Here is a 10,077-nt window from a genome sequence, read left to right as displayed (position 1 = left end):
ATTTTGAGCCTACAAGGTTTCATCCCAAAGGAGAAAAGCGAAAATATGCAAGCGAAAGATAACCCATTAGTCCCCTCAATGTATTTTAAGTACGTCACGGGTATAAGGTAATTTATAAGTTACATATATACAAGAAAAACAAAATGTTTTTTCAATATGGCATTGTGTTTAACATTCACGCAAAATAGGCGAATTGACAGGAAAGCAAGATTTCTTCCTCCAGTCACAGCGATACATCTGTGTCTTTTCTGCTTCATCTGGTTTTATTACAACGGCTTTTAAGCTCTCTTACGTCATGTTGTATCTTTATAGAGAAGCCCCAAAAAGAGATTTGTTTGGGGAAAAGCAAAAAGAGGCGATATTCGTAAAAGATCGCCTCTTTCTATATTAAGTCATTCTGAACATGTCACAGACAATCTCCGCCGAAGTGCAATCAGAACATTTTTCCGTGCAAAGTCATTTATATTTCTAAAAGTGGTTTTTTGCTTCAACTTATCAAACCCTATGATTGGGATCAGCTTTGCAATACACTCATCCGCAAATGAGTTGGAAACAACATTCACACCTTCAAAATCCAAAATAACACACTCAGCGGATTCGATAGTTGCTATCAAATCCTGACGAGCCTTTTCACCCAAAACTCGGGTTCCAAGGTTTTCACCGAATGATATAAATTTGAATACTGTCGTTTTCATATTACAAAGAACTTCTTCCAATTTAATAACAAGGGAGAGGAAGATTCTTATCATCCTATCCCATTTTATCCTGCAGTTCTCTAATTACATCGTTCACAATATATAGGTCACCCATTAAATACAGTCCTGTTTCAGGATCATGCAACCGTTCGCAAGTGTCGGACTCATAAAAGATACCGAGGGCACGTTCGGAAGATATATTGAGGTGCTCACCCAGCAGCACAATGATACGTCCTATTTTGTTCCAGAGGAGAAGGTCACTTATCATAACTTACCTCCTTTCTGTGAAATACTTAGGGGCAAACATTCTTTGAAGTGCAGACATTCGTCAATGAGGCGCTGGTTAAGCAAGCACATTTGGTTATTGGGCTGATGCTGTGCCAACTGTTCGAGAGCTATTTCGGCGGGCATAGTTCCCGCTATATAACTTTCCACAGTATCTACTACCCGATCGTTTGCTACGCCTCCTTCCACGAAGTCGTATTCCTGCCAAGGTCTCAATCCTTTGCGGCTATGTACGATGAAGTCGAGCCAGTCGCGATTATAGGTTTCGAAATGCAGGCAACGATAGACTTGACGGATACGTTCCATATCCATCTCATAGATGTTAAGGTAGGGAGTACCTCGCAACAAGCGCAAGTTGACAATTTGCGCCCAGCGTTCGGCCTGGCTACGGAGAGTAGTAACGTAGAAGCCTTGCCCAAAGTCAAGGTCAGGACGCCCATAGGATGCCAGTGGCTTTCTTACGATGTCGGCTGCACCATGATAGACTAGAATGCTCATAGTTTGCCTCCTTTCATTGTTTTTCCCGCAACTTCCCAGTTGTGCAGGGTTTCGAGGGTGGTATCGGTTATATACTCACGGCTTTGAGTGTGCAGTAAATCATAGTAGGGGAGAATATACTCCTCTATCATGCCAATGCGTGCCATGCGGCGGTACATCTCGGTGGGGGATATACCTTTGCGACGGGCTGCAGCTTCGATGCACGAGGCGGCGAAAATCATTCGCAGTTGTTCGTCGGTCATTCGTTGCATACTTGTCATACTTCTTGTCTCCTTTCTTAGATTGCAAATATAATGCTTACTAACCAGACTTACCCCAATTCTGTTGAACAAAAAGTTGTTTCTCCTAGCAATTCCCTTAGAATACTCTTAAAAAACATGATCTTAGCAACAGAAAGCCAAGTAGTAAACTGACAAAGAAACATAATCTAATATTTAGAGAAGTTTTATAGGCAAGTAAGACTAAAAAAACACGCACCTGCTTCAGATAACTTATATAAAAAGAGTGAGGCCATCTCCCACTAGAGACAGCCTCACACAACAACATTTTACTTTTCACGATGGTGAAAAAGGACTATTCTTCGCAGAGTAGTTGTCTTATTAAAAAAGTGTGCCCTAGCTGGGCACACTCTATTTAAAACGTTTATCTTATTAAGATTATTTTACTCTATTAGAGAGTAACCTTAACTTCGACATCGATATTTTCTATTACTGTACCCCATTCGTAAACGACTTCAATAGGAATACGCAAATAGAACGGTTCGTTAACCTTAACTTCCTTATTAAGGTAAGTAACAGTACCGAAATCAGGAGCAACAGTCGGAACAACACTATAAGTCTGTTCTTTTGCATCAAATGTCAGTAATGTAGCAGCACCCACAGAACCGAATGCTTTCTCGATAGATTCGAACTTACCAGCGTGATTCAAGTCTGTTTGGATATTCTTAGCATCACCATGCAACTTGATAGCTTTCACATTATAGTACTTGTAGTAATTCAAATGTTTAGCGAAATCGTTCAAGTCGTTATCCAAACGCCAGTCTTTCAAAACAACTAGTTCACCAAGTTTCAGAACACTAGCTCCTTGATTGTTACCATCGTTGAAGTATTTACCTTCGTTACCTTTTACGTTGACCGGACGGATGAATTTAGCATTAAATGCGCCATCTGTTACAGTTACGTATTGGTCACAACCATTGTAATACTGCAAATCAATAGTTGCATAGAACATGTCAGCACCATCACGTTTGTCATAGTTCAATACAGCCTTAGCTACGTCATTCTTCTGGTATACAACCTTATAATTTTCCGCAACCTTATCACTTCCACTCAGTTCTGCAACCAAGTTCTTGGTATTGGCTATTTCACTAGCAAGAACCTTACCATCTTTAGTTAACAGAGCATGGATTTTGGTACCATTCACAACCTTCAAGCTATAAATATTGCCATCGTTACCATTTACTAAACGATCATCGTTCAATGCAGAGAATACGAATTCTGCAGTCATGTTAGCGTGAACAAATGACGGATAGTTATCAGCAATATATTTATCATCTTTAGTATACTGCAAATTCACAGTACGTCCATAGAAGTTAGACAATAAGTCTTGCTCAATGAGCGCCTTAGTTGTTGTGCCGTCATTATCCGGAGTTACACAGTAAATATCAATAGCAGGCAGACCTTTAAATGTAGACCACAAGTTAGAAATCTTAGAACCAGCGGCGGTCGCATCTGTCGGAGTATGAGCTGTAAAGTCAATGTCCTTAACAGTAACTGTATACTTAATTACGACATTAGCAGGATATGCACTACTATTAGTTACATTAGCTAGTTTGTTAGCATCTGTAGTCTTAGCAAATACAGCATAAGCTTCGTAAACGTTCTTTGCCTTTTCGAATGTACCGGTCATTGCAAATTTTACAACCTGGTTGGCCTCATTCTGAGGATCGTATTCAGTTGCATTAACTGTCCACTGACCATTCTTTGGAGCAATGTTCTTATATTCAGCAGTTGCAGCTTGACTGAACGCATAAATGTGATGCCACTGTTGTTTACTCAAAGCCTCTAACTTACTATTGTTGATGAAATTATAAACATGAGCACTCATGAATTCATCGGTAGTTGTCATTAAGATTCCATCAACGTTGCAACCCAAACCTACAATTGTATCATGTTCAGCAACATAATCAGCTTCTGTAACCTTAGTATCTTCAACAATTAACAGCTTAATCCAAGCAGCAGCAACAAGAGCATTATTATTAGTCTTGTCTCTCAACTCTGCACGTACAATAGGAGCTTTACCAATAGCACTTCTATCTACACCACCATAATTCTTTGCATGGAAAATTCCATTCTCCAAAGTCATATATTGCTCCTGCGGAGTGTTGTTTACTTTATAAGACTCAGGATAGAATGTCAATTCATATATATCAGAATGAGCAGCATAGTCAAAGAATTTGTGTCCTGCAGCGTCTGCGGTATTGCAAGTAGTAACTAAAGTCTTCAAATCAATACCTTCAGTAGAAGTAGATGCAGCATACCCAACTTCTTGAACAAGGTGAGCATTATTTTTATCCCCCTTATTGTCATTACCGATTTTAGCTGCTTGGCCTTCAGCATCCTTCTTTGAAGTTGCAAAATGGCAAGCATCGTCTTTCGGCGTGAGTGCAGTTACTTCTTTGTCAGCCAAAACAAGCTTAATCTTTTCAGCCTTGTTAATAACACCTACATATTCTGTAGTAACTTTGTTACCAGCCGTAGTAGTGAACTGAAGAGCAATTTCATTCAATTTTTCCTTATCTGTTGTAAACTTGTTCGGATCTGCTTCTAATGTTACAGTAGCGATACCACCTGCAATCTTAGTCTCTTTCCAAGAGATAATACCAGTATTAGTACCTCTTGTAACCAAAGAGACTTCTTTATCAAGAATATCAGCTTTACCTTCATTAGCTAATTGAGCTTCTGTTGCAGACGAAGGATTAACATGATATTCCGGTTTAGCTTGATTCGGTAGATAGTTAATAACTTTGCTTTCTTCTACAACAGCATCACTAACAATCTTAACTGGATTATAATTATTCTTCTCAAATACAATTACGCGTTCACCCCAATTAGCCAAAATCTTATTAGGAATATATTCGAAACTCGTGATAGGAAGAATATCATTGATACGAAGACAAATAGGTTCATTATTACCATATTTCAAGTCATAACCAAGCACAACTCCATTTTCAGTATAATCCACCTTTGTTAAAGTCGGAATTGAAGGCATTGTTACGCCAGTCTTTTCGCCCTTATAAGTAATGTTTCCATCCTTATCCATCTTCAATTCTCCGGCATCAAACTTTTCACTATCACTAAAGCTAATCTCCTTCTTTTGTTCTTTGCCATCCTGATCTTTCAAAATAATAGTAATTTTGTTACCTTCCTGCTGAACATCAAGAGTGTAGGTAGTATTGCTGCTATTGACAGCATACTTATGCTCCTTACCATTTTGATCGGTAACTATCAAGTCTGATCCACTGACAGTTACATTCTTCACGTAAGTTAACCCATTGACAGTAGTTCCAAGAGTGCTTAAGTCACTTTGTAACTTTGCGATGTCTCCAGATAAACCATCAATTTGTCCTTGTAAGTCTTTGATGTCATCATCGTAGTCCTTACAAGACGTGAATGTTCCTGTGGTACCTACTATTAAGGCTCCAAACAGGATTGCACTTAGAAATTTTTTGTTCATAATAAAAAACTTTAAATTTATAAATTTAAAAAAATAAAGAATAATAATAGTCTTATTGAAAATCCGCATATACTTCTATTCCGTTACTTTATAGGTAACGGCATAAAATACCGTGCAAATATAATTGATTTTCTATAATTGTGCAAATAAAGCTGTTTTTTTTCTGATATTCACTAAAAAAACAGTAAATGTACTCAAAAAAGATTCTATTATGAAACAAAAGTTATTATTGGATATGCTATCCACCACTATTAAAGAGCTTCGAGCCAATGGGCAATGGGGCACTGCGCACGTATATCGGAGTGCCCGCAACTCTTTTTCTACATTTAATAATAATAGGGATATACCTTTTAATAAATTAGATCCAACCCTATTAAAAAGCTTTGAGATATATTTACGTCAACGAAAATGTAGTTGGAATACTGTTTCTACTTATATGAAAGTATTAAGAGCTGTTTATAACCGAGCTGTGGACGATGGTTATGCTCTGTATATCCCACGCCTTTTTAAGCATGTGCATACAAGTGTATGTGCTGATCAACGAAGAGCTCTGGAAGCCACTGATATTGGGAATTTGCTACAGGAAGCAGAACAGATGCCTGTCTATACCACCTTGCCTCTGGAACTGCAGCGAACGAAAATTATATTTGCTCTCATGTTCTTGTTGCGCGGAATTCCATTTGTCGATTTAGTATATTTGCGTAAAACCGATATTCAAGGCAACGTTTTAAAATACCGTAGACGGAAAACCGGGCGTACATTGACTGTTAAATTGACTCCTGAAGCCATGAGATTGATACGTATAGTGGCTAATGCAGAGGCACAGTCCCCCTATTTGTTCCCTTTTCTGTCTAGTCCGGAAGGTACAGAGGCTGCCTATCATGAGTATCAATCAGCATTACGGGCCTTTAATCATCGACTATCCTTATTAAATAGGTATATGAAAAGTAATGCTCACCTAAGCTCCTATACTATTAGGCATACTTGGGCAACAATGGCGTATTATTGTGAAATACATCCGGGCATCATCTCGGAAGCGATGGGACACTCGTCTATTAAGGTTACAGAAACGTACTTAAAACCTTTCCAAAACCAAAAGATAGACCATGCTAATCAAGAAGTGATCTCATTCGTGAAAGAATACGCAAGTATTTTCTAAAAATCTATTCGATAAATGGTCGGATTTTTCATCTAACCGAGAAGTATATATTTCTCGGGATATATTCTTTTGCCTTTACTTGTCTCACTTCTTTTTTCTTACATTACACAATATCAATACATTATATTCATAAATGCTGATATTTACAGTGAAATTCCTTCATTTTTATTTCCCTCTTGCTATCGTCAAAATTATTAAAGTACTTGAGAGTCATATTCCGTTTAACTATTTTAAAGATTTAAATTCAAAATTACTGTTTTCCAAGAGTTTTTATGGCGGTTTTTGCATTTAGAGCACATTCTGTTACCTATAAAGTAACGGCGCAAAAACGGCGAGGATTAACGTATGAACTTTTATTATTCTTTATTTTTTTAAATTTATAAATTTAAAGTTTTTTTATTATGAACAAAAAATTTCTAAGTGCAATCCTGTTTGGAGCTTTAATAGCAGGTTCTACAGGAACGTTCACGTCTTGTAAGGACTACGATGACGACATCAAAGACCTACAGGGACAACTGGACAAAAAAGCCTCACTTGATGAATTGAACTCTAAGGTTACTGCTTTGGAGACTTCCATCAATGGAGCAAAAGCTGACGCTGCTGCTGCAAAGACAAAAGCGGAAGAAGCGCTGACTAAAGCTCAGGAAGCTTTGGACAAAGCCGGACAGGGTGGTTCATCTACAGAGATTGAAGCATTGAAGGCTGCTTTGGAAAAAGCACAGTCTGATCTGCAAAAACAAATCGACAAGCTGGCTTCTTTGGAAGACGTAACTGCAAAAGTTGCTGAACTGAAGAAAGAACTGCAAGCTGATTTCGTTACTGACGAGAAATTGCAAGCTTTGTCTACAAAGGTTCAAGCTTTGACTGACGAAGTAGTTAAGTTGATCGGACACCGTTTGACTAGTCTGGCTGTAATTCCGACTACTCATATTAACGGTATCGCTGCTATCACTTTCACTACTTTGCAATATACTCCGCAGAGCTATCAGGTAGTAGCTGACCATAATAATCCAACTGAACATGCTGGTACAGTTCTTGACCACGTTGGTAATGGCAGTGCTACTCGTTACATCTCTACAGAAACGAATAAAGCTTACTTCCATGTAAGTCCTAGTGTAGGTGTAAGCACTCAAGACATTAAGTTGCCTTCATTTGACGGTATCAAGTCTGAGAACATCATAACCAGAAATGCTGCTGGTGTTGCTATCACAAACAATAAACCTATTGAAGTTACCAACTACAACATTGATAAAGACGGTGTATTGGAAGTAACCTTCAAGAAAGAAAAGAGCTTCTTGACTACACAGCTTAACACTGTTAACCCAACAGGTTCTAAGGAAACATTCTATATGGCATCTCTGAAAGCTCCTATTGCAGAAGCTAACTATACAGAAGATGAAGCTAAGGATGTTGCTGCAGGTACAATTGACGGTGTTTATGTAAACTCTGAATATGCTCGTATCGAGGAACTTATCAAAGTACCTTACCTTACGAACATGAGAACAGATTACAGCAAACCGACTACTGGTAACTTCGCTGACGAAATCCAGAATGATGGTAAGGGTGATTTCTATGTTCACTACCATGACTCAATGTGTCTGTATAGATCTGATGCAAATAAGCTTATTGACGTTTATCAAGCTTATGACAAACCTCTTGACTTGAAGAAATTGGTTAAGGTTTGCGTAACTGATGCAGGTGCAGCTGATCATAAAGCTCACGAAGGTTTGGATAACTATAAAGAATATGGTTTAACATTCCGTTTCCGTCTAGCTAATAAAGCTTACATCCCTCAAGGTGATAACACTAATGAGACTGACCAGCAGAAGTTTGCTACGATTGATTCTCCGATCAATGGTATGATGACATCTAAGGTTTACAATATCCCAGAATCAGCTACAGCTGTAGGTCGTGAACCTATCGTTTGTGTTACTTTGATTGACTCTTTGAATGGTAATGCTTTGATTGCTCAACGTTATATCAAAGTTAAATGGACTATGGAAGGTAAGACTCTGCCTGTTGCCTTTGACCCTGTTCTGTTCAGTTGCGCTGTTGAAAACCGCGTTAACACAGAAATGATGAATACATTGATTTATCATAAGGCTAAAGAAGGTGGTATGACTAAGAATGAATTCCATTCTATCTATACTCTATTTGTAGAAGGTGCTGGTGATGGTGTTGCTGTAGATGTTCCAAATCCTGAAGAAGGTGTTGAATCTCACAATATCCTGTGGACATTGGATGAAGCTACTCTTGGTGCATTCTGGCCTGGACAGCAAGAAAAGAAATTTACTAAAACTGTTACTTACAAAGATCCTAAGGGTATCAATGCTGATATCACAATCACTTTGACAAGAACTGTATACATGCCTGCTCTGGGAGTTTGGGGCCATATGGGTACTTACTGGAAGGGTGACAAGGTATATGAAGTATTCAACATCAACCCGATTGTTTATGGTTCTAAGGAATCTAACCCGGCATGGAATACTACTCCAGATAACAAGCCTAACCCAACATGTAATATCTATACCGACTTGTTGAATGGTTTCTTGAATGACCAATATAAGAAGCCGACTGAAGGTGCTGCTGGTGTAGTATATTACACAGATAAGAATGTATCTGGCAAACAGTTCTTCTATCCTGCTTTCGGTGGAGTAAATGCTAATGGTATTTATTACAACGACTTAGGTGTAAGATTTGTATTTGACAAAGCAAGACTTGCTAACTACACGTATACCAAGAAAGATGGTAGTAAGTATACTGCTACGTTAACTAACGACGATACAGTATTGCGTCTCGACGGTGAAGTGGCTGCAACTATCGTAAACCACGTAGGTAATCTGTTGAATCCGACTGAAATGACTTATAACATTAAGTTAGAAGAAGCAGATCCTGATCATGATGTTGCAGACTTCACTAACCAGCCGACAGAAGCTGCTAAGGCATTAGTTGGTAAGATCGTTCCTATTAACTTGGTTGCTGACATCTGCGGTAATGGCAAGAATGTAGCTACAGTTAAGGCATACGAAGCTAACATCATCGAACCGTTGACAGTTAAGAAGGGTAAAATTGAGAACTTCATCGATGCTCAGAACTTAGGTAGTACAATTGATGTAACTGACGCATTCACTTACTATTCTTGGAATGACAACAATCAGATTGTAGCTAATACAACTGGTCTGCCGAAAGAATTGTATGACTTCTTCCAGGTAAGAGAAGCTGGTTGGCCATTGATGCCTGATGGTGTAACTTTGGATGTTACTAAGATCAAGACTAACTTGAAACCTGAAGGTGGTAATCTCGAACCGTCAGAAGGTTACACTCAAGGTAGCTTGCCTGCAAACGTTGAAATCAAGTTTGAAAAGAATAAAGACATCAATGGTGATGGCAAGTTGATTAGAGACGTTCTTACTTATTACAACTATAGCGGTACTCCGGTTAACAAGGCATACAAGCTGTTCATCCCGGTTGAATACGGCTACAAGTGGAAGACTCTGATCAATGTTTATGAAGTAACTGTAGAGCCTAACTCAGGAACTCCTGGTACTAAATAAAGATTGTTAGATACTAAATAAAAAGAGTATGTCCTTCGGGGCATACTTTTTTTTACAAAACAACTACTCTGTGAAGAATAGTCCTTTTTTTTCACCATCGTGAAAAGTAAAATGTTGTTGTGTGAGGCTGTCCCCAGTGGGGGATGGCCTC

7 protein-coding genes are annotated in these 10,077 nt (G+C 38.6%); 2 read left to right on the top strand and 5 right to left on the bottom strand.

Annotated elements, in window-relative coordinates; all coding sequences use genetic code 11:
- Window positions 1–392: 392 nt before the first annotated feature.
- From QZ135_RS23215 to QZ135_RS23195, 5 genes are all read right to left on the bottom strand, one after another.
- Window positions 393–695, bottom strand: coding sequence for an STAS-like domain-containing protein (locus QZ135_RS23215; protein WP_294615208.1), 303 nt, complete (start codon window positions 693–695; stop codon window positions 393–395).
- 55 nt (window positions 696–750) lie between these two features.
- Entirely contained in the window at window positions 751–963 is a 213-nt protein-coding gene (locus QZ135_RS23210; RefSeq protein WP_294615206.1) for a DUF3791 domain-containing protein, read from the bottom strand.
- Window positions 960–1,478 (bottom strand): DUF3990 domain-containing protein, encoded by a 519-nt coding sequence (locus tag QZ135_RS23205; protein WP_294615204.1) that lies wholly within the window; start codon window positions 1,476–1,478, stop codon window positions 960–962. Before QZ135_RS23205 ends, QZ135_RS23210 begins: the two co-directional genes overlap by 4 nt.
- A complete protein-coding gene (locus QZ135_RS23200) occupies window positions 1,475–1,738 on the bottom strand; it encodes a DUF3791 domain-containing protein (protein WP_294615202.1) in 264 nt (87 codons plus the stop codon). Before QZ135_RS23200 ends, QZ135_RS23205 begins: the two co-directional genes overlap by 4 nt.
- A 409-nt stretch (window positions 1,739–2,147) precedes the next feature.
- The gene (locus tag QZ135_RS23195; RefSeq protein WP_294615200.1) at window positions 2,148–5,213 is read right to left on the bottom strand and encodes a hypothetical protein; all 3,066 of its coding nucleotides are present in this window, start codon (window positions 5,211–5,213) and stop codon (window positions 2,148–2,150) included.
- Between the two features lie 211 nt (window positions 5,214–5,424).
- Between QZ135_RS23195 and QZ135_RS23190 the strand changes: the two genes are divergently transcribed.
- The gene (locus QZ135_RS23190; RefSeq protein ID WP_294615198.1) at window positions 5,425–6,372 is read left to right on the top strand and encodes a site-specific integrase; all 948 of its coding nucleotides are present in this window, start codon (window positions 5,425–5,427) and stop codon (window positions 6,370–6,372) included.
- A gap of 401 nt (window positions 6,373–6,773) precedes the next feature.
- A complete protein-coding gene (locus QZ135_RS23185) occupies window positions 6,774–9,926 on the top strand; it encodes a hypothetical protein (RefSeq protein WP_294615196.1) in 3,153 nt (1,050 codons plus the stop codon).
- Window positions 9,927–10,077 lie beyond the last annotated feature (151 nt).

The organism is uncultured Bacteroides sp. (genome assembly GCF_905207245.1).
In the GTDB taxonomy this organism is placed as follows: Bacteria; Bacteroidota; Bacteroidia; order Bacteroidales; family Bacteroidaceae; genus Bacteroides.
The sequence above is the reverse complement of the archived record's forward strand: the minus strand, read 5'-3'. Positions and strand labels throughout refer to the sequence as shown.

Excerpts from the sequence above, each read along its gene's own strand:
- QZ135_RS23215 (WP_294615208.1), bottom strand. The coding sequence starts at position 695 with ATGAAAACGACAGTATTCAAATTTATATCATTCGGTGAAAACCTTGGA.
- QZ135_RS23210 (WP_294615206.1), bottom strand. The coding sequence starts at position 963 with ATGATAAGTGACCTTCTCCTCTGGAACAAAATAGGACGTATCATTGTG.
- QZ135_RS23205 (WP_294615204.1), bottom strand. The coding sequence starts at position 1,478 with ATGAGCATTCTAGTCTATCATGGTGCAGCCGACATCGTAAGAAAGCCA.
- QZ135_RS23200 (WP_294615202.1), bottom strand. The coding sequence starts at position 1,738 with ATGACAAGTATGCAACGAATGACCGACGAACAACTGCGAATGATTTTC.
- QZ135_RS23195 (WP_294615200.1), bottom strand. The coding sequence starts at position 5,213 with ATGAACAAAAAATTTCTAAGTGCAATCCTGTTTGGAGCCTTAATAGTA.
- QZ135_RS23190 (WP_294615198.1), top strand. The coding sequence starts at position 5,425 with ATGAAACAAAAGTTATTATTGGATATGCTATCCACCACTATTAAAGAG.
- QZ135_RS23185 (WP_294615196.1), top strand. The coding sequence starts at position 6,774 with ATGAACAAAAAATTTCTAAGTGCAATCCTGTTTGGAGCTTTAATAGCA.